We start from the raw sequence: 21,928 nt of genomic DNA, 5'->3' as shown, positions 1-21,928 counted from the left end.
GATTCTGGGTTATTCAGATGGCCGACGACACCAAGCACCTCGATTACCTGAAGCGGCTGACCGTCGAACTTCGCCATACCCGTCAACGCCTGCGAGAGATGGAGGATCGGAAGTCCGAACCCATCGCGGTGGTGGGTGCGGGCTGTCGCTTTCCGGGCGGGGTGAGGTCCCCGGAGGATCTGTGGCGCTTGGTGTCGGACGGTGTCGACGCGATCGGCGCGTTCCCGGACGATCGCGGCTGGGATGTGGACGGCCTCTACGATCCGGACCCCGAGGCGCGCGGGAAGTCGTACACCCGATCGGGTGGATTCCTCTACGACGCCGCGGAATTCGACGCCGCATTCTTCGGTATCGGGCCGCGTGAGGCGTTGGCGATGGACCCGCAGCAGCGCATTCTGCTGGAGACGTCGTGGGAGGCACTGGAACGCGCCGGTATCGACCCGTCGACGGTGCGGGGCAGCGACACCGGCGTCTTCGCCGGCGCGGCGAACGGAGAGTATGCCGATCTGCTGCACGACGGCCCGGTGGACCTGCGCGGCTACCTGCTGACCGGTACCACCGGCAGCGTCGTCTCCGGCCGCGTGGCCTACGCCCTGGGGCTGGAGGGCCCGGCGGTCTCGGTGGACACCGCGTGTTCCTCGTCGCTGGTCGCGGTGCATCTGGCGGTGCGGGCGTTGCGCTCGGGGGAGTGCGCGATGGCGCTGGCGGGCGGCGTGACGGTCATGGGCTCACCCGGAATGTTCGTGGAGTTCTCCCGGCAGCGAGGCCTCGCACCGGACGGACGGTGCAAGTCGTTCGCCGCGGCCGCGGACGGCACCGGCTGGTCCGAAGGCGCGGGAATGCTGGTGCTGGAACGACTGTCGGATGCGCGACGGCGCGGGCACCGGGTGTGGGCGGTGATCCGGGGCACGGCGATCAATCAGGACGGCGCGTCCAACGGCCTGACCGTGCCGAACGGTCCCGCGCAGCAGCGGGTGATCCGCGCGGCTCTGGCCGATGCGCGACTGTCGCCCGGCGACGTCGATGTGGTGGAGGCGCACGGCACCGGCACCGTTCTGGGTGACCCGATCGAGGCACAGGCGCTGTTGTCGACCTACGGGCAGGGCCGCGAGCCGGACCGCCCGCTGTGGCTGGGCTCGCTGAAATCCAATATCGGTCACGCGGTGGCGGCGGCGGGTGTGGGCGGCGTGCTCAAGATGATCATGGCCATGCGGCACGGCGCGATGCCGCCCACCCTGCACGTCGACGAGCCGACACCCCGCGTGGACTGGTCGGCCGGCGCCGTCGAACTGCTCACCGAGCGCCGGGATTGGCCGGCCGAACCGGGCCGGCCCCGCCGGGCCGCGGTGTCCTCGTTCGGTATCAGCGGCACCAACGCGCACGTGATCCTCGAACAGGCGCCCACCGACGAACCCGCCGAGGCCGCTGACGCCGGACCGGAAAGCACTGTCGCCCAAACATTTCCGTGGGTGTTGTCCGCGAAGTCGGAGGCCTCGTTGCGGGCGCAGGCCGAGCGTTTGCGCGAGTTCCTGATCGCCGATCCCGCCCTGTCGGTGGCCGATGTGGCGTATTCCCTGGTCTCGACCCGCGCGGTCTTCGATCATCGGGCCGTGATCCTGGGAGACGATCACGCCTCGATGCTGGGTCGCCTGGCCGCGGTGGCCGCCGGTGAGCCGGGTTCCGGAATCGCCACCGGCGTCGCGGCGCCGGCGCGGGTGGCCGTCATGTTCGCCGGTCAGGGATCACAGCGGACCGCGATGGGGCAGCAGCTGTACCAGCGGTTCCCGGCGTTCGCCGAGGCGTTCGACCGAATCTGCGCCCAGCTGGATCCGCTGCTCGGGTGTTCGTTGCGCGAGGCGATCGATTCCGGAGCGGACCTGGACCGGACCTGGCTGACCCAGCCGGCGCTGTTCGCGGTCGAGGTCGCGCTGTATCGGCTCCTCGAAACATGGGGTGTCACACCGGAGGTCGTGTTCGGACATTCGATCGGTGAGATCGCCGCCGCGCACGTGGCCGGCGTGCTGAACCTGTCCGACGCCTGCGCGCTGGTGGCGGCGCGCGGCCGGTTGATGCAGGAATTGCCCTCCGGCGGAGCGATGCTCGCGGTACAGGCCGGTGCCGCCGAGGTCGCCGAACTGCTGGACGGGCTGGACGGCGTGGACGTGGCCGCGGTGAACGGGCCTGCGGCAGTGGTGATCTCGGGCCACGCGGAGCGCGTGGACGAACTCGCCGAGCTTCTGCGAGCGCGTGGGCGGCGCGTCAAACGATTGCGTGTCGGTCATGCGTTCCACTCCGCCCTCATGGAACCGATGCTGGAGCGTTTCGCCCAAGTGGTCGAGACCCTGCGGTTCGACCCGCCGCGAATTCCGGTGATCTCCACGGTGACCGGCGCGGTGGCCGATCCCGAGTTGTGGTGCTCGCCGCGGTACTGGGTCGATCAGGTGCGCCTGCCGGTCCGGTTCGCCGACGCCGCGGCCGCCGCTTGGGCGCAGGGCGTGGACACCTTCCTCGAGGTGGGGCCGGATGCGGTGCTGTCGGCGGCCGCGGCCGACTGCCTGCCCGACGACGCGGCCACGGTGCCCGCGCTGCGTGCCGACCGGGACGAACCCGCCGACCTCTTGGCCGCCGCGGCGCGGCTGTTCGTCCGGGGAGTTCCGGTGCGCTGGAATGGGGTCTTCGCCGGGCGGAACCCGCGGCAGGTGGAACTGCCCACCTATGCCTTCGACCGCCGGCACTTCTGGCTCGAATCCTCGCGTGGCCCAGCCGATGTGGGCGCAGCGGCTCCGGCCGGGAATCGCGACCGGAGCCCCGAGACGCTCCTGCGCATCGAGTGGGTCGCTGCCGCGCGCTCGACACGCATCGTCGATCCGGAACGCATCGCAGTGGTGGGCTGGAACGCGGCGGACGTGCGGAGTTATCCCGATGCGGCGGCGCTCATCGCCTATCTGGATGCCGCGGCGGAGTCCGCCGTCCCGGACATCGTGTTGTGGAAGTGCCCGACGTTCGAGGGCGCGCCGCCGCTCGCGGCCCGGCGGGTCGTCGCCCAGCTGCTCGAGACCGTGCACCTGTGGTTGCGCGATGCGCGGCTGACCGGCTCGCGGCTGGTCGTGGTGACCGACCGTGCCGTCTCCGTCGATGCGTCCGAGGCGGTGAATCTCGCGCAGGCGCCGGTGTGGGGTGTGGTGCGGGCCGCGCAGGCCGAGCATCCGGGCCGTTTCCAGCTTCTCGACGTGGACCACGATGTCTGGGAACAGAGCGCGAGAACACTTGCGAAACACGCCTTTTCGACCGGAGAAGAACCCGAGGTCGCGTTGCGCGGCGAAGCTCCGTCGGTTCCGCGGCTGCGTCCGCACGATGCGGCGTCGGCCATCCCGGCGCTCGGATCGGGCACGGTGTTGGTGACCGGCGGGACCGGTGGGCTCGGTGCGTTGCTGGCTCGGCATCTGGTGGTGAATCACGGTGTGACGCATCTGCTCCTGGCGTCGCGGCGGGGCTCGGTTGCGCCTGGTGCCGAGCGCTTGCGTGATGAGCTGGTGGATTTGGGTGCGCAGGTGCGCATCGCTTCCTGTGACGTGTCGGATCGTGACGCGTTGTCGGGGTTGATCGACGGTATCTCCGATGAGCATCCGCTGATCGGTGTGGTGCACGCGGCGGGTGCCGCGGATAACGGTGTGGTCGAGACGATTACGGCGGAGCGTCTCGATCCGGTGTTCGCGCCGAAAGTAGACGCGGCGTGGCATCTGCACGAGTTGACCCGCGATCGGTCGTTGTCGTTGTTCGTGTTGGTGTCGTCGGCCGGTGGTTTGGTTTTGGCGGCGGGTCAGGCGAATTATGCTGCGGCGAACGTGTTTCTGGATGCGTTGGCGGTTCATCGCCGTGCCGCGGGCCTGCCCGCGACCGCCATCGATTTCGGTCTGTGGGAAGCGACCGGGCTGGGGGCACTGCTGTCGGACGGGGACGTCGCGCGGATTCGGCGGCAGGGGCTGCCCCCGCTGACCGCGGCCGAGGGGCTGGCGCTGTTCGATCTGGCGATCGCCACCGAATCCGCGCAGGTGGTGGCGGCGCGGATCGATACGGCGGCCCTGCGCGACCGCGGCGACGAACGTCCGGCACTGCTGCGCGACATCGCTCCCGCGACCGCCGGCGACCGGGTGCCGGCCCGCACCTCGGGTGGTGCCCCGGCGGACGAGTCGGCGGCACTCGACCTCGTGCGATCGGTGACCGCCGAGGTTCTCGGGCATACGTCGGCGGACGAGGTCGATCCGCGGCGCACGTTCCAGCAGCTGGGTGTCGATTCGCTCGGCGGCGTCGAAGTGCGCAAGAAGCTCGGTGCCGCAGTCGGCCTGCACCTTCCGGCCACACTCGTCTTCGACTATCCGACCCCGCAGGTCGTGGCCCGATTCCTCGCCGCGGAGCTGAGTGGTGGCGTCGACGAGAGCGTGGCCGATCGACCTCGCACCGGCGACGATCCGATCGCCATCGTGGCGATGAGCTGCCGCTATCCCGGTGGCGTGTCCTCACCCGAGGATCTGTGGCGACTGGTGGCGGACGGCGTCGATACCAACGGCGACCTGCCGGTCGATCGCGGCTGGGATATCGAATCCCTCTACGACCCGGAGCCGGGCACGCCGGGCAAGACATACGCGCGCACCGGCGGATTCCTCTATACCGCCGCAGATTTCGATGCCGAGTTCTTCGGGATCAGTCCCAATGAAGCCAGGGCGATGGATCCGCAGCAGCGGCTGCTGCTGGAGACCTCGTGGGAGGCGCTGGAACGCTCGGGTGTCGATATGGCCTCGCTCCGGGGCAGCTCCACCGGGGTGTTCGCCGGAATGTCGTTTCACGACTACCCCGGCAGTGCGAACTCGGGATCCATTGCGTCCGGCCGGGTGTCGTACGTATTCGGCTTCGAAGGCCCCGCCGTGACAGTCGATACGGCGTGTTCGTCGTCGCTGGTGGCGATGCATCTGGCGGCGGGTTCGCTGCGGTCCGGGGAATGCGATCTGGCGTTGGCCGGTGGTGTGACGGTGATGGCGACACCGGAGACCTTCGTGGAGTTCAGTCGTCAGCGTGGGTTGTCGCCGGACGGCCGGTGCCGGTCGTTCGCGGATGCGGCCGATGGTGTGGGTTGGGCCGAAGGCGTGGGTGTGCTCGTGCTGGAGCGGCTTTCCGATGCGCGGCGCAACGGTCATGAGGTGTTGGCGGTCATCGCGGGTTCGGCGGTGAATCAGGACGGTGCGTCCAACGGGTTGACGGCGCCGAATGGTCCGTCGCAGCGGCGGGTGATCCGGCAGGCGCTGGCCAATGCGGGTTTGTCTCCGGTGGATGTGGATGCGGTGGAGGCGCACGGCACCGGAACGACGTTGGGTGATCCGATCGAGGCTCAGGCGCTGCTTGCCACCTACGGCCAGGGCCGGGACCCCGGCAGTCCCCTCTGGTTGGGGTCGTTAAAGTCGAATATCGGTCATGCTCAGGCGGCTGCGGGTGTGGGTGGTGTGATCAAGATGGTCATGGCGATGCGGCATGGTGTGCTGCCGAGGACTCTGCATGTGGACCGTCCGAGTTCGAAGGTGGATTGGGCGCAAGGCAGTATCGAGTTGTTGACCGAGCCGGTGTCGTGGCCGGAGGTGGATCGGCCGCGTCGGGCGGGTGTGTCCTCGTTCGGGATCAGCGGCACCAACGCGCACGTCATCCTCGAACAGGCACCGGACACCGGTTCACGACCGGCAACGACGGTGCCGGCCGATGCCGTGCTGCCGTGGGTGGTGTCGGCGCGCACGGGTGTGGCGCTCGCCGACCAGGCCCGGCGGCTGGCATCACATCTCGCCGCCCGGGAACACGATCCGGCCGACATCGGCTTCTCCCTGGCGACGAGAGCGGTGTTCGACCACCGTGCGGTGGTGATATCGGCCGAGCGCGACGCCCTGCGGGCCGGAATCCGAGCGCTGGGGCGCGGCGAGCCGGCGCCGGGTGTGGTGTCGGGCCGAGCGACGCCGGGGACGACCGGCATGGTGTTCTCGGGTCAGGGTGCGCAGTGGGCCGGTATGGCAGACGGACTGCGCAGCGCCTACCCGCTGTTCGCCGAGCACTTCGACGCGATCGTGGGTGAACTGGAACAGTCTCTGGGACAGCAGGTGTCGCTGTCGGATGCACTGGCGGACGATGACCTGGCCGACTACACGGTGTTCGCGCAGGCGGGGTTGTTCGCGTTCGAGGTGGCGCTGTATCGGCTGCTGGAGTCGTGGGGATTCCGTGCGGATGTGGTGGCGGGTCATTCGATCGGTGAGGTTGCTGCCGCGCATGTGGCGGGTGTGTTGTCGCTCGAGGATGCGTGTGTGCTGGTGGCGGCGCGTGGTCGTCTGATGCAGGCGCTGCCCGTGGGTGGGGCGATGGTGGCGGTGGGTGCGTCGGAGGGCGACGTGTTGCCGCTGCTGACCGGCGACGTCTCGATCGCCGCGGTGAACGGTCCGTCCTCGGTGGTGCTGTCCGGCGCCGAAGCCGCCGTCACCGCCGTACTCGAGGCGAGTGCCGAGCGCGGATGGCGGACGAAACGCCTGCGCGTCTCCCATGCGTTCCATTCGTCGCTGATGGAACCCATGCTCAGCGAATTCGCCTCGGCGATAGCGGGTCTCACGTTCGCACGCCCCGCGTTCCCGCTGGTCTCGACCGTGACCGGTAGGCAGGTCGGCGATGAGATGTGCGATCCGGCGTACTGGGTGGGACAGGTCCGCGACGCGGTCCGATTCGCCGACGCGGTGAGCGCGATGGCGGAGATGGGGGTGTCCCGCTTCGCCGAAATCGGGCCGGACGCCGTGCTGTATCCGATGGTCGATCAGACTCTGGACGGACGAGCGGCGCCCCACGCCCCGGCCGTGGTGGCGTTGGCGCATCGGGGCCGGGCCGATGCCACGACCGTGATCGCCGGTGTGGCCGGGCTGTTCGTCACCGGCGCCGAGGTGAACTGGGCCGGGCTCTACGCCGGCACCGGAAGCCGACGAATCGATCTGCCCACCTACGCTTTTCAGCATCAGCGATATTGGGTGAACGCCGCGCCCCCGGCCGCCGACGGAGGGGCTCGGGCACTGGGATTCGTCGATACCGGACATCCGTTGCTGTCGGCGATGGTGTCGCAGCCCGACTCCGGCGCCGTCACCCTCAGCGGTCGTCTCTCGGTGCGGACCCAGCCGTGGCTGGCCGATCACCGGGTGATGGATACGGTGCTGTTTCCCGGCACCGGATTCGTCGAACTCGCACGGCATGCCGGAGAGCAGGTCGGCTGCCCGGCTCTCGACGAGCTGGTGCTCCGGGCGCCTCTGGCGCTACCGGAGATCGGCGGCGTCGCGATCCGCGTGGCGGTCGGTGAACCGGACGAGACCGGACACCGCGCCGTGCGGGTCTTCTCCTGCCCCGACGGGGAGGTCGATTCCGTCCCCTCCTGGACACTGCACGCCGAAGGCGTTGTCGCACAAGCCGGCACGGCGCCCGATTTCGACCTCATCTCCTGGCCTCCGGCGGGCGCCACCGCGGTCGACATCGACGGTGTGTACGACGCACTCGATGCCCTGGGCTATCGGTACGGGCCCGCATTCCGGGCGTTGACCGCGGTCTGGCGCGGGGACGGCGGAATCTACGCCGAGGTGGCGGTGCCGGAATCCGTGCACGCCGACGCGACCGGATTCGGGCTGCATCCCGCACTGCTCGACGCGGCGCTGCACGCCGTGCGTTCGGCATCGGAAATGCCCACGACGGAGATCGCCCTGCCGTTCGAATGGTCGGGCGTCACCGTGTACGCGGGCGGCGCCGATTCGCTGCGGGTCCGGCTCACCCCGGAGGGCGACCACGGCGTCGCGCTGGACCTCGCCGATTCGACGGGCATACCCGTGGCGACGATCCGGCACCTCGCGTCTCGGCCGATCGACCCGGCCCGGCTCACCGCTGGGGCAGCCACCGGACGGAATGCGTTGTTCGAGGTCGGATGGACACCGGTGGCGCTCCCCGAGGTCGAGGCGACCACGGCCCGATGGGCAGAGCTGGGCGACGACGTCCCCGGCCTCGTCGTGTGGGACTGCCCGACCGGTGACGAACCTGGCGCCGTCCGTGCGGCGACGCATGATGCGCTGCACGTGCTCCAGGCATGGACGACCGACTCCCGTTTCGCCGATTCGGTGCTGGTGGTCCGCACCGACGGCGCGGTATCCGTTGCGGGCGAGGCGATCACGAACCTCGCGGGTGCCGCGGTCGGCGGTCTCGTGCGTTCCACGCAGACCGAACATCCGGGCCGGATCGTGCTGCTCGATACCGACTCCGGCGTACCGGACGGGGTGCAGGCCGCAGGAGAACCCCAGATCGCCGTCCGGGCCGGACAGGCCTACGCCGGCCGCCTGACCCGAGTCACACCGGCGGCGGCTGTCCCGGACGACTCCTTCACCGCCGACGACACCGTGCTGATCACCGGTGCGAGCGGATATCTCGGCGGGCTGATCGCCCGGCACCTGGTCACCGCGCGCGGTGTGCGCCGGCTGCTGCTGTTGAGTCGCCGGGGTGAATCCGCGCCCGGCGCAACGACATTGCGTACGGAGCTGGAAAACCTCGGGGCGCGAGTCGGCTTCGCCGCCTGCGATGCCGCCGACCGCGAGGCACTGGCCGCGGCATTGTCCGCGGTTCCGGCCGGCCATCCGGTGACCGGCGTCTTCCATCTGGCCGGTGTGCTCGACGACGGTGCGATCGGTTCGCTCACCCCCGGCCGGCTGGACGCGGTGCTGCGCCCCAAGGTCGACGCCGCCCTGCAGTTGCACGACCTGACCCGTGACCTCCCGCTGAAGGTGTTCGTCCTGTTCGGTTCGGTGGCAGCAACATTCGGCAATGCGGGGCAGGGGAACTACGCCGCGGCGAACGCGTGCCTGGATGCGCTGGCCGCGCAGCGGCGGGCATCCGGCCGGTGCGGGCAATCCCTCGCCTGGGGTCTGTGGGAGGCCGAGGGCGGTATGGCCGCCGAACTCGATGCCGCCGCACGGCAGCGGATAGCTCGCTCCGGTGTGCTGCCGCTGGCGGCCGAACACGGGCTGGCCCTGTTCGATGCCGCCATGCGTATCGATGCCGCGACGCTGGTCCTGGCCCGGGTGGATCTGGATGCGTTGCGCGGCGCGGGAACGGTCCCACCGCTGTTGGCCGACCTGGTCCCGCAGCGTCGCACCGCGGCCTCGGGTGCGGCCGCGGCATTGCGTGCCCGCGTGGCCGGCACCCCGGACCACGAACGTTCCGCCGTGCTGGTGGAGATCGTGCGCGGGCAGGTCGCGGCGATCCTGGGTCACGACCACGCGCATGCCGTGGACGTGGACAAGGCGTTCAACGAGCTGGGATTCGACTCGGTCACCGCCGTGGAGTTCCGCAACGTCCTGAAAACCGTCACGGGCCTGCCGCTGCCGGCGACCCTCGTCTTCGACTACCCGACACCACAGGCACTCGCGGGCCATCTGGTCGACATGCTCACCGAGAACGACCCGAGCGAGCCGGACACGGTGCCGGAGAACGAGATTCGACAGGCGCTCCGGACGATTCCGCTCTCCCGGCTCCGGACGGCGGGACTGCTGGACACGCTCCTGGAACTCGCGCGCGAGGGTGACACGCCGCGCGCTGCAACAGACGACACCGGTCGAGGCGTCGCGGACGAGTCCATCGACGAATTGGACATCGACGACCTGATCGACCTGGCCTACAACGGCTCATCAGAGGACTGAGAATGACGAACCCCGATGACAAGACGCAGAAGCTGGCGCAGGCGCTGCGGGTCTCGCTCAAGGAAACCGAGCGACTGCGGGCGCGCAACCGCAAACTCGACGCGGCCCTCCGGGAGCCGATCGCGATCGTCGGAATGGCGTGCCGGTATCCGGGCGGGGTGGATTCGCCGGAGGAGCTGTGGCGGCTGGTAGCCGAGGGCGGTGACGCCACCTCGCAGTTCCCGGTGAATCGCGGATGGGACGTCGAGCGACTCTACGATCGGACGGGGGAAACGCCGGGCAGCACCTACACCCGCGAGGGTGGTTTCCTGCATTCGGCCGGTGAATTCGATCCCGCGTTCTTCGGCATCAGCCCCAACGAGGCCGCGATGATGGATCCGCAGCAGTTCTTGCTGTTGGAGACCTCGTGGGAAGCCCTGGAGCGCTCCGGTGTGAACGCGGGGGCGCTACGCGGCAGCGCGACCGGCGTCTTCACCGGCATGATGTATCACGACTACCCGGCCAACGCGAATGCGGGATCCATTGCGTCGGGCCGGGTCTCGTACGTGTTCGGCTTCGAGGGCCCGTCGGTCACGGTGGATACGGCGTGTTCGTCGTCGCTGGTGGCGATGCATCTGGCGGCGGGTTCGCTGCGGTCCGGGGAATGCGATCTGGCGTTGGCCGGTGGTGTGACGGTGATGGCGACACCGGAGACCTTCGTGGAATTCAGCCGCCAGCGCGGCCTGGCTCCGGACGGCCGATGCAAGTCGTTCGCGGACGCGGCCGACGGTGTGGGTTGGTCCGAGGGCGTCGGAGTGCTCGTGCTGGAACGGCTTTCCGATGCGCAACGCAACGGTCATCGGATTCTCGCGGTCATCGCCGGTTCGGCGGTGAACCAGGACGGTGCGTCCAACGGTTTGACGGCGCCGAACGGTCCGTCGCAGCGGCGGGTGATCCGGCAGGCGTTGGCCAATGCGGGTTTGTCTCCGGTGGATGTGGATGCGGTGGAGGCGCACGGCACCGGAACGACGTTGGGTGATCCGATCGAGGCCCAGGCGCTGCTTGCCACCTACGGCCAGGGCCGAGACCCCGGCAGTCCCCTCTGGCTGGGGTCACTCAAGTCGAATATCGGTCACGCTCAAGCCGCCGCGGGTGTGGGTGGTGTGATCAAGATGGTCATGGCGATGCGCCACGGCGTGCTGCCGAGGACTCTGCATGTGGATCGGCCCAGCACCAAGGTCGATTGGGCGCAAGGCAATATCGAGTTGTTGACCGAGCCGGTGCCGTGGCCGGAGGTGGATCGGCCGCGTCGGGCGGGTGTGTCCTCGTTCGGGATCAGCGGCACCAACGCGCACGTGATCGTCGAACAAGCACCGGCGACCGACGCGGTGGCTGATCCGGTGTCGCGGACCGCGCCCGCGGGCGGGGTGCTGCCGTGGGTGATTTCGGCGCGCAGTGGTCCGACACTCGCGGATCAGGCCACACGCCTGGCGGCCCACATCGGGATTCCGGAATCGAATGCGGAGGAACAGGATCCGCTCGATGTCGGCTTCTCGCTGGCGTCCACACGTGCCCTGTTCGAGCATCGCGCCGTCGTGCTGGCCGGAGACCGTGAGGACCTGCTCGCGGGAGTGCGTGCGCTGGCGGCGGGCGAGGCTGTGTCCGGTGTGGTGTCGGGTCGGGTGGTGCCGGGTTCGACGGGTGTGGTGTTCTCGGGTCAGGGTGCGCAGTGGGCGGGGATGGCTGCGGGGCTGCGTGTGTATCCGGTGTTCGCCGAGCATTTCGATGCGATCGTCGGTGTGCTGGAACCTGCTCTGGGACAGTCTGTTTCGCTGGTCGAGGCGTTGGCGGATGATGGCTTGGTCGACCGGACGGTGTTCGCGCAGGCGGGGTTGTTCGCGTTCGAGGTGGCGCTGTATCGGCTGCTGGAGTCGTGGGGATTCCGTGCGGATGTGGTGGCGGGTCATTCGATCGGTGAGGTTGCTGCCGCGCATGTGGCGGGTGTGTTGTCGCTCGAGGATGCGTGTGTGCTGGTGGCGGCGCGTAGTCGTCTGATGCAGGCGCTGCCCGTGGGTGGGGCGATGGTGGCGGTGGGTGCGTCGGAGGGCGACGTGTTGCCGCTGCTGACCGGCGACGTCTCGATCGCCGCGGTGAACGGTCCGTCCTCGGTGGTGCTGTCGGGTATCGAAGCCGATGTGCTGGCGGTGGCAGACATGTGCTCCGGGCGTGGTTGGCGGACGAAGCGGTTGCGCGTCTCCCATGCCTTCCATTCGGCGTTGATGGAGCCGATGCTCGCCGAATTCGCCTCGGCGATAAGCACTGTGACGTTCGAGCGTCCGCGCGTAGCCGTGGTGTCGACGGTGACCGGGGCCAGGGTGACCGATGACATGTGCGACCCGTCGTATTGGGTGAATCAGGTTCGGGATTCGGTGCGGTTCGCCGATGCGGTGGCGGCGATGGCGGATATGGGAGTGTCCCGTTTCGCCGAGATCGGGCCGGATGCGGTGCTGGCCCCCATGGTCACCCAGAGTCTCGAGGACAGCCGTACCGGTGCCCCGGCGGTAGTGGCATTGGCGCGCCGCGACCGGGCCGATGCCGCGACAGTGTCGGCCGGTCTCGCCGCGTTGTTCGTCGCCGGCGCCGAGGTCGACTGGGCCGGTTGGTACACCGGGACCGGGGCCCGGCGCATCGACCTGCCCACCTACGCCTTCCGGCACGAACGCTTCTGGCTCGACGTGCGGCAGGTGCTGGCGCAATCGTGGCTGGGAGCCGAACTGGGCGGAGTCACCGCCGCCGGCCTCGACGCGGTGTCGCATCCCCTGCTCGGCGCCGCCGTACCACATCCGGAATCGGGTGGAGTGAGCTTCACCGGCCGCTGGTCGGTGGATTCCGTCGAATGGCTCGCCGACCACAGCGTATCCGGGGTGGTCCTGCTGCCCGGCACCGGATTCGTCGAACTCGCCGGCCACGTCGGCGGCCTGCTGGGCTGCGATGTGCTGGAAGAACTCGTCCTGCACACACCGTTGACCCTTCCCGCCCAGGGCGGTGTGTCGGTGCAGGTGGTGGTGGCCGCCGCCGACGACACCGGCCGACGGCGACTGAGTATTCATTCGCGGCCCACCGCGGACGATCCGTGGGTGATCCATGCCGAAGGCACCCTCGCCACGGGCGGGCTCGTCCCCGATTTCGATCTCCGGTCCTGGCCGCCCAGCGGAGCACAGCCGCTGGATATCGACGGCGTCTACGACGAACTGCTCGACCTCGGCTACGGCTACGGGCCCGCGTTTCGAGGTCTGCGGGCGGCATGGCGACGCGGGAACGAACTGTTCGCCGAGGTCGCACTGCCCGACGCCGCGGACGCCGGAAGCTTCGGCATCCACCCGGCCCTGTTCGACGCCGCGCTGCACGTGCGGATCGTGCACGGCTTGCGCAGCGAAGGGGGCACCTCCCCGGCATTGCCGTTCACCTGGAACAACGTGGCGTTGCACGCGGCCGGGGCCGCGGTGGTGCGCGTCCGGATCGCGGTGGACGGTGAGAAGTCCGGCGTGCGGATCGCCGATGCGCAGGGCGAACCGGTGCTGTCGGTGGACGCCCTCGTGTCCCGGCCGGTGACGGCCCGCCATCTCGACGCGAACCGGGTGTCGCAGGCCCTGTTCGGTGTGGAGTGGATCGCCGTTCCGAGTGCGCCGGTGGCCCTCGACCCGAACCGGGTGGCGGTGCTGGGGCCCGCCCGCGAACCGGGGGAAATACGCGGATACCGCGACCTCGAGGCATTGATCGCCGATCTGGACGCGGCCACGGAACCGGTCGTTCCGCAGATCGTCGTCGTCGAATGCCCGCGGGGCGAGGGCGCGCCGCCGACCGCGGCCCGGCAGGTCGTCACCGGCGTTCTCGACACCGTGCAGCGGTGGCTGAGCGATCCGCGCTTCGCCGCGTCTCGCTTGGTCGTCGTGACCAGAAATGCCGTGGCCGTGAGCGTTTCGGACACAGTGGACCTGGCGCAGGCGCCGGTGTGGGGTCTGGTCCGGGCCGCGCAGGCCGAACATCCGGATCGATTCCAGCTACTCGACCTGGACGGCCCGGACAACTCCGACGACACTCGCGCGCCGATGGCTGTGGCGACGCTGTCCGCCGCTGTCGCCGGTGAACCCGAGGCCGCCGTGCGTGGGGCGGTCGTATCGGTGCCGCGCCTGACCCGCCATCCTGCCGGTGACGCAATCCGCCTACAGCCCGGCACGGTCTTGGTGACCGGTGGGACCGGTGGGCTGGGTGCGTTGATCGCCCGGCATCTGGTGGTGAAACACGGTGTGACGCATCTCGTTTTGGCATCGCGCCGCGGTCCGGCTGCGCCTGGTGCCGAGCGGTTGTGTGCGGAGTTGGAAGAGCTCGGTGCACGGGTGCGCGTTGTCGCCTGTGATGTGTCGGATCGTGACGCGTTGTCCGAGTTGATCGACGGCATCTCCGATGAGCATCCGCTGATCGGTGTGGTGCACGCGGCGGGTGCCGCGGACAACGGTGTGGTGGAGTCGATTACGGCGGAGCGAATCGATTCGGTGTTCGCGCCGAAGCTGGATGCGGCGTGGCATCTGCACGAGTTGACGCGTGAGCGGTCGTTGTCGTTGTTCGTGTTGGTGTCGTCGGCTGGTGGTTTGGTGCTGGCGGCGGGTCAGGCGAATTATGCTGCGGCGAACGTGTTTCTGGATGCGTTGGCCGCCCGTCGTCGTGCCGCGGGCCTGCCCGCGACCGCCATCGACTACGGACTGTGGGAGCGCTCGAGCGGACTAGGCACCGCATTGTCCGACGCCGATTTCGACTGGATGCGCAGGCAGGGATTCCCCGCGCTGACCGAGGCGGAAGGGCTCGCGCTCTTCGATGCGGCACTGGCCACCGAAACCGCGCAGCTCGTGGCACTCCGGGTCGACCCCGCCGTGCTCCGGCAGCGCGGCGACAGCGTTCCGGCGCTGGTGCGTGGCATCGCCCCGGTGACCGCTCGCCGCCGCGCGAACGCGCCCGCGGCGGATCGGGCCTTCCTGGACACGCTGGCTGGTTTGTCGGAGGTGGATCGGCATGTGGCTGTGTTGGATGTGGTGCGGTCGGTGGCGGCGGGTGTGTTGGGGCATGTGTCGGTGGATGGGGTGGAGGCGCGGCGTGCTTTTTCGGAGTTGGGTTTCGATTCGTTGGGGGCGGTGGAGTTTCGGAATCGGTTGTCGGTGGCGACGGGTTTGAAGCTTCCGGCGACGTTGATTTTCGATTATCCGAACGCGGAGGTGGTTGCGGAGTTCATCGGTGCGGAGCTGGCCGGTACATCGGTTGTCGAGGAAGGGCCGGTGGGTCGGGTTCGGGTTGATGATGACCCGGTTGCGATTGTGGCGATGAGTTGCCGGTATCCGGGTGGTGTGGCGTCGCCGGAGGACTTGTGGCGGTTGGTCGCCGAAGGCATCGACACCACCGGCGAACTGCCGCTCGACCGCGGCTGGGACATCGAAGCGATCTACGATCCCGAGCCTGGCAAGGCGGGCAAGACCTACACCCGACGCGGTGGATTCCTGTATTCCGCAGCGGATTTCGATGCCGACTTCTTCGGTATCAGCCCCAATGAGGCCATGGCGATGGATCCGCAGCAGCGGCTGCTGCTGGAGACATCGTGGGAGGCGCTGGAACGTGCGGGCATCGATCCTGCGGTCCTGCGGGGCAGCGCCACCGGTGTGTTCACCGGTGTGATGTACCACGACTACGCACAGGGAACGCAGGGCGGCAACAGTGCCGGTGGCAGTCTGGTCTCCGGCCGCGTCGCCTACACGCTGGGGCTGGAAGGTCCTGCGGTGTCGGTGGATACGGCGTGCTCGTCGTCGCTGGTCGCGCTGCATCTGGCCGCGGGATCGCTGCGGTCGGGCGAATGCGATCTGGCCCTGGCCGGCGGTGTCGCGGTGATGGCCTCGCCGGATATGTTCCTGGAGTTCAGCCGTCAGCGCGGTCTCTCACCCGACGGCCGGTGCCGAGCCTTCGCCGACGCCGCGGACGGTGTGGGCTGGTCCGAGGGCGTCGGAGTGCTCGTGCTGGAACGGCTTTCCGACGCGCGGCGCAACGGCCATCAGGTGCTGGCGGTCATCGCCGGTTCCGCGGTGAACCAGGACGGTGCGTCCAACGGTTTCACCGCGCCGAACGGCCCCTCGCAGCAGCGGGTGATCCGCCGCGCGCTCGCCGATGCCGGACTCTCCGCGGGTGAGGTGGACGCGATCGAAGGCCACGGCACCGGGACGACGCTGGGTGATCCGATCGAGGCCCAAGCGCTGCTGGCGACCTATGGCCGGGACCGCGCTGCCGATCGCCCGTTGTGGTTGGGGTCGTTGAAGTCCAATATCGGTCACGCTCAAGCCGCCGCGGGTGTGGGTGGTGTGATCAAGATGGTCATGGCGATGCGCCACGGCGTGCTGCCGAGGACTCTGCATGTGGATCGGCCCAGCACCAAGGTCGATTGGGCGCAAGGCAATATCGAGTTGCTGACCGAGCCGGTGCCGTGGCCGGAGGTCGATCGGCCGCGTCGCGCCGGGGTGTCCTCATTCGGAATCAGCGGCACCAACGCCCATCTCATCCTCGAACAGGCGCAGAGCGTGGCGGCGCCGGTGGAGCCCGCAGGCACCGCTCCGGCAGGCGGTGTCGTGCCGTGGGTGGTGTCGGCGCGCAGTGCTGCGGCCCTCGCCGGCCAGGCCGACCGTCTCGCGTCTTATGTCGGCGAGGAGCACGATCCGATCGACATCGGCCTGTCGCTGGCATCCACCCGGGGCGTGCTCGACCATCGTGCCGTCGTTCTGGGTGGCGACCGCGCCGAATTGCTCTCGGGCACAGCAGGTTTGGCGGCCGGTGAGCATCTGCCGAGTGTGGTGTCGGGTCGGGTGGTGCCGGGTTCGACGGGGGTGGTGTTCTCGGGTCAGGGTGCGCAGTCGGCGGGGATGGCTGCGGGACTGCGTGCCGCCTTCCCGGTGTTCGCCGAGCACTTCGACCGTATCGTTGCCGAGCTGGAACCGGCTCTGGGACAGAATGTTTCGCTGGCCGATGCTTTGGCGGATGATGGCCTGGTCGATCACACCGTGTTCGCGCAGGCGGGGTTGTTCGCGTTCGAGGTGGCGCTGTATCGGCTTCTCGAATCCTGGGGATTCCGTGCGGATGTGGTGGCGGGTCATTCGATCGGTGAGGTCGCTGCCGCTCATATCGCGGGTGTGTTCTCGCTCGAGGATGCGTGTGTGCTGGTGGCGGCGCGTGGTCGTCTGATGCAGGCGCTGCCCGCCGGTGGGGCGATGATCGCGGTCGGCGCGTCCGAGACCGACGTGCTGACCCTGCTGAATTCCGGTGCGGTGCCGACCGGTGAGGTGTCGATCGCTGCGGTGAACGGTCCCGCGGCGGTGGTGCTCTCCGGTGCCGAGGACCAGGTCACGGCCCTGGCCGATGCCTGTGCCGAGCACGGCTGGCGCACGCATCGCCTGCGGGTGTCCCATGCGTTCCATTCGGCGTCGATGGAGCCGATGCTCGCCGAATTCGCGTCGGCGATCGACGGTGTGAACTTCCGACGTCCGGAGGTCGCACTGGTATCCACGGTGACCGGCGCGAAGGTGACCGATGAGATGTCGGCCCCGTCGTACTGGGTGCGCCAGGTCCGGGATACGGTGCGCTTCGCCGACGCGGTGACCGCGATGACGGAGCTGGGAGTGTCCCGCTTCGCCGAGGTCGGACCGGATGCGGTGCTCGCCCCGATGGTCACCCAAACCCTCGAACACCGTGCGGCACCGGCGTCCACGACCTCGGTGCCGGTCGTGGTGGCGGTGGCGCGCCGGCATCGCACCGATGCCCGCACGGTCGCGGCCGGTGCCGCCGGACTGTTCGTCGCGGGCGCGGCGGTCGACTGGGCCGGCTGGTACGCCGGCACCGGAGCGCGGCGAATCGACCTGCCCACCTACGCCTTCCAGCGCCGGCGCTACTGGCTGGGACCGAATGCCGCCGCCGGAGGTGACCTCCGGGCCATGGGCCTGGCCGCCACCGGACATCCGCTGCTGTCGGCGGTGGTGTCGCAACCGGAGTCCGATACGGCGACGTTCACCGGCCGCCTGTCGGTGCAGACCCATCCGTGGCTGGCCGATCACCGTGTGATGGACACGGTGTTGTTCCCCGGAACCGGCTTCGTCGAATTCGCCCTGCATGCCGGGGAACGAGCCGGCACCCCGATGCTCGACGAGTTGGTGCTGCACGCACCGCTGGTACTGCCGGACACCGGCGGAGTCGCGGTGCGTGTGGTGCTCGGCGAGCCGGACGCGGCGGGCCGTCGCGCGGTCCGGATCTTCTCCTGCCCCGACCGTGATGTCGACGCGACGCCGTCGTGGACGATACATGCCGAAGGCGTTCTCACCTCGGACGAGGCCGAGGAATTCGACCCGGTTCCCTGGCCGCCGACCGGCGCCACCGCTGTCGACGTCGACGGCGTCTACGACGAACTCGCGCAGCTCGGCTACGGGTACGGCCCCCAATTCCGAGGATTGCGGGCGGCCTGGCAGCGCGGGCAGGAAGTGTTCGCCGAGATCGCGCTCCCCGACACCGGGCACGCCGACGGATTCGGCATCCACCCGGCGCTGTTCGATGCCGCACTACACGCCGGAATCATGTATGGCGTCCGCAGCGGCGACCTCGGCGATGCCCCGGCATTGCCGTTCATGTGGAACCGGGTGGCACTCCACGCGACCGGCGCCGCGGTCGTGCGCGTGCGGATTTCGCCGGACGCCGACGGATTCGGCGTTCGAATCACCGACCGGCACGGGCAGCCGGTGCTGTCGGTCGGCGCTCTCGTCTCGCGGCCCGTGCCGGCCGAGCGGCTCACCGCGCACCCGGGCTCCGATTCGCTGTTCGGCGTGGAGTGGATCGCCGCCGCACCGGCGTCCGAGACGGTCGAACCGAACCGCGTCGCGCTGGTGGGTTCCGGACACAGCTCCGAGGATCGGCCACATTATCGCGAGCTCGCGGCATTGATCGCCGACCTGGATGCCGCCGGGAACATGGTCGCACCCGACGTCGTCGTTCTCGAATGCCCCGACGACGATTCCGCACCCCCGGTCGCGACCCGGCAGATTGCCGCAGAGGTCCTCGAGACCGTGCAATTGTGGTTGCGCACTTCGTTTTTCGCGAACTCTCGACTGGTCGTTGTCACCCGGCATGCCGTGTCCGTCGACGGGTCCGAGCAGGTGAATCTGGCGCAGGCGCCGGTATGGGGTCTGGTGCGCGCGGCGCAGGCCGAGCATCCCGGCCGATTCCAGCTCCTCGACCTGGACCGTGACCAGGACCCCGTCGCCGCGCTGACCGCGACGGCGCCGGACGCCGAAGAGCCGGAAATCGCGGTTCGCGGGACGGACGTGCTGGTGCCGCGGTTGCGCCGGCACGCCGGCGGTGCGGCCGTGCCCTCGATCGCAGCCGGCACCGTGCTGGTCACCGGCGGAACCGGTGGTCTCGGTGCCTTGATGGCGCGGCACCTCGTAGTGAAACACGGTGTGGCGCAGCTGGTTCTGACGTCGCGCCGGGGACCGGACGCGCCCGGCGCCGAACAGTTGCGTGACGAACTGGTCGAGCTCGGCGCGCAGGTGCGGATCGCGGCCTGTGACGTCTCCGACCGCGAGGCGTTGGCCGCGTTGATCGACGATATTCCGGACGAGCATCCCCTGATCGGCGTGGTGCATGCGGCGGGCGCCGCCGACAACGGACTGATCGAGTCGATCACGGCGGATCGGTTCGGGCCGGTGTTCGCACCGAAGGTCGACGCGGCCTGGCATCTGCACGAGTTGACGTGTGATCGGCCGTTGTCGCTGTTCGTGGTGGTGTCGTCGGTCGGCGGATCGGTGCTGGCGGCCGGGCAGGCGAACTACGCCGCGGCGAACGTGTTTCTGGACGCGCTGGCCGCCCATCGCCGCGCCGCAGGGCTCCCGGCGACCGCCATCGATTACGGATTGTGGGCGACATCGACCGGTCTCGGTTCGATGCTGTCCGAGGGGGACGTCGAGCGAATCCGGCGGCAGGGGCTTCCGCCGCTGAGCGAGACCGAAGGGCTGGAGCTGTTCGATCTGGCGATCGCCACCGAATCCGCGCAGCTGGTGGGATTGCGAGTCGATCCGGCGGCCCTGCGCGACCGCGGTGACGCGCTCCCGGCGCTGCTGCGTGGCATCGTTCCCGCCCCGTCACGCCGCCGGGCACGAAACCAGAGTCCGCAACCCGCATTCGCCGCCACGCTGGCTGGTTTGTCGGAGGTGGATCGGCATGTGGCTGTGTTGGATGTGGTGCGGTCGGTGGCGGCGGGTGTGTTGGGGCATGTGTCGGTGGATGGGGTGGAGGCGCGGCGTGCTTTTTCGGAGTTGGGTTTCGATTCGTTGGGGGCGGTGGAGTTTCGGAATCGGTTGTCGGTGGCGACGGGTTTGAAGCTTCCGGCGACGTTGATTTTCGATTATCCGAACGCGGAGGTGGTTGCGGAGTTCATCGGTGCGGAGCTGGCCGGGGGACAGGTTGTCGATGACGAGGTAGCCGGCCGGGTTCGGGTGGATGATGACCCGGTTGCGATTGTGGCGATGAGTTGCCGGTATCCGGGTGGTGTGGCGTCGCCGGAGGACTTGTGGCGGTTGGTCGCCGAAGGCATCGACACCAACGGGGAATTGCCGCTCGACCGTGGCTGGGATGTCGACGGCATCTACGACCCAGAACCCGGAAAGCCCGGTAAGACCTACGCGCGCGCCGGTGGATTCCTGTATTCCGCGGCCGATTTCGATGCCGACTTCTTCGGTATCAGCCCCAATGAGGCCACGGTGATGGATCCGCAGCAGCGGCTGCTGCTGGAGACATCGTGGGAGGCGCTGGAACGGGCCGGGATCGATCCGGCCGTGCTGCGTGGCAGCGCCACCGGTGTGTTCACCGGTGTCATGTACCACGACTACGCACAGGGCACCGGCAAGGCCGGAAGCGCCGGTGGCAGTCTGGTCTCCGGGCGGATCGCCTACACGCTGGGGCTGGAAGGTCCTGCGGTGTCGGTGGATACGGCGTGCTCGTCGTCGCTGGTCGCGATGCATCTGGCGGCACAGTCGCTGCGGTCGGGGGAATGCGATCTGGCCTTGGCCGGCGGTGTCGCGGTCATGGCCACACCGGATATGTTCCTCGAATTCGGCAGGCAGCGTGGGTTGTCGCCCGATGGCCGGTGTAAGTCGTTCGCGGATGCGGCCGATGGTGTGGGCTGGGCCGAGGGCGCGGGAATGCTTGTGCTGGAACGGCTTTCCGATGCTCGCCGTCATGGTCACGAGGTGTTGGCGGTGCTGGCGGGTTCGGCGGTGAATCAGGATGGTGCGTCGAATGGTTTGACGGCGCCGAACGGTCCGTCGCAGCGGCGGGTGATTCGGCAGGCGTTGGCCAATGCCGGTCTCTCGCCCGCCGAGGTCGACGCCGTGGAAGGCCACGGCACCGGGACGACGCTGGGTGATCCGATCGAGGCCCAAGCGCTGCTCGCCACCTACGGTCAGGGTCGGGACGTCGCCAGTCCCCTGTGGCTGGGGTCGTTGAAGTCGAATATCGGTCACGCCCAGGCCGCGGCGGGTGTGGGTGGTGTGATCAAGATGGTCATGGCGATGCGCCACGGCGTGCTGCCGAAAACCCTGCATGTCGACCGGCCGAGTTCGAAAGTCGATTGGTCCGAGGGCAGTATCCGGTTGCTGACCGAGTCGGTCGAGTGGCCGGAGCTGAATCGGCCTCGCCGCGCCGGTATCTCGTCCTTCGGACTCAGCGGCACCAACGCCCACCTCATCGTCGAACAGGCGCCGGCCGCCCCGGCCTCCGTACCGGAGACCAGGACCGCTCCGGCCGGTGGGGTTCTGCCGTGGGTGATCTCGGCGCGCGACGGTGCCGCCCTGGCCGAACAGGCCAGACGTCTGACCGCGCGGATCGGCGACCAGCACCCGGTCGACGTCGGCTACTCGCTCGCGACTTCGCGAGTGGTGTTCGACCACCGCGCCGTGGTGCTGGCCGCCGAACGCGACGGCCTGCGGACCGGTACCCAGGCCCTCGGCCGCGGAGAACCCCTTCCCGGCGTGGTGTCGGGCCGGGTGGTGCCGGGTTCGACGGGGGTGGTGTTCTCGGGTCAGGGTGCGCAGTGGGCCGGTATGGCGGCGGGGCTGCGTGCGTATCCGCTGTTCGCCGAGCACTTC

At 69.2% G+C, this 21,928-nt stretch carries 1 protein-coding gene and 1 pseudogene; both read left to right on the top strand.

Annotated features, from left to right (window positions below; all coding sequences use genetic code 11):
* Positions 1 to 17: 17 nt before the first annotated feature.
* Positions 18 to 9,737: pseudogene (locus tag ON23_RS32295) on the top strand (SDR family NAD(P)-dependent oxidoreductase); the annotation flags it as partial.
* 2 nt (positions 9,738 to 9,739) lie between these two features.
* A partial coding sequence (locus ON23_RS32290) for a type I polyketide synthase (protein ID WP_083904380.1) occupies positions 9,740 to 21,928 on the top strand: 12,189 nt, incomplete at its 3' end.

This window comes from Nocardia cerradoensis NBRC 101014, assembly GCF_000308535.1.
GTDB lineage: Bacteria > Actinomycetota > Actinomycetes > Mycobacteriales > Mycobacteriaceae > Nocardia > Nocardia cerradoensis.
Note: the sequence above shows the minus strand (reverse complement) of the source record. Positions and strands in the feature narration are given on the sequence as shown.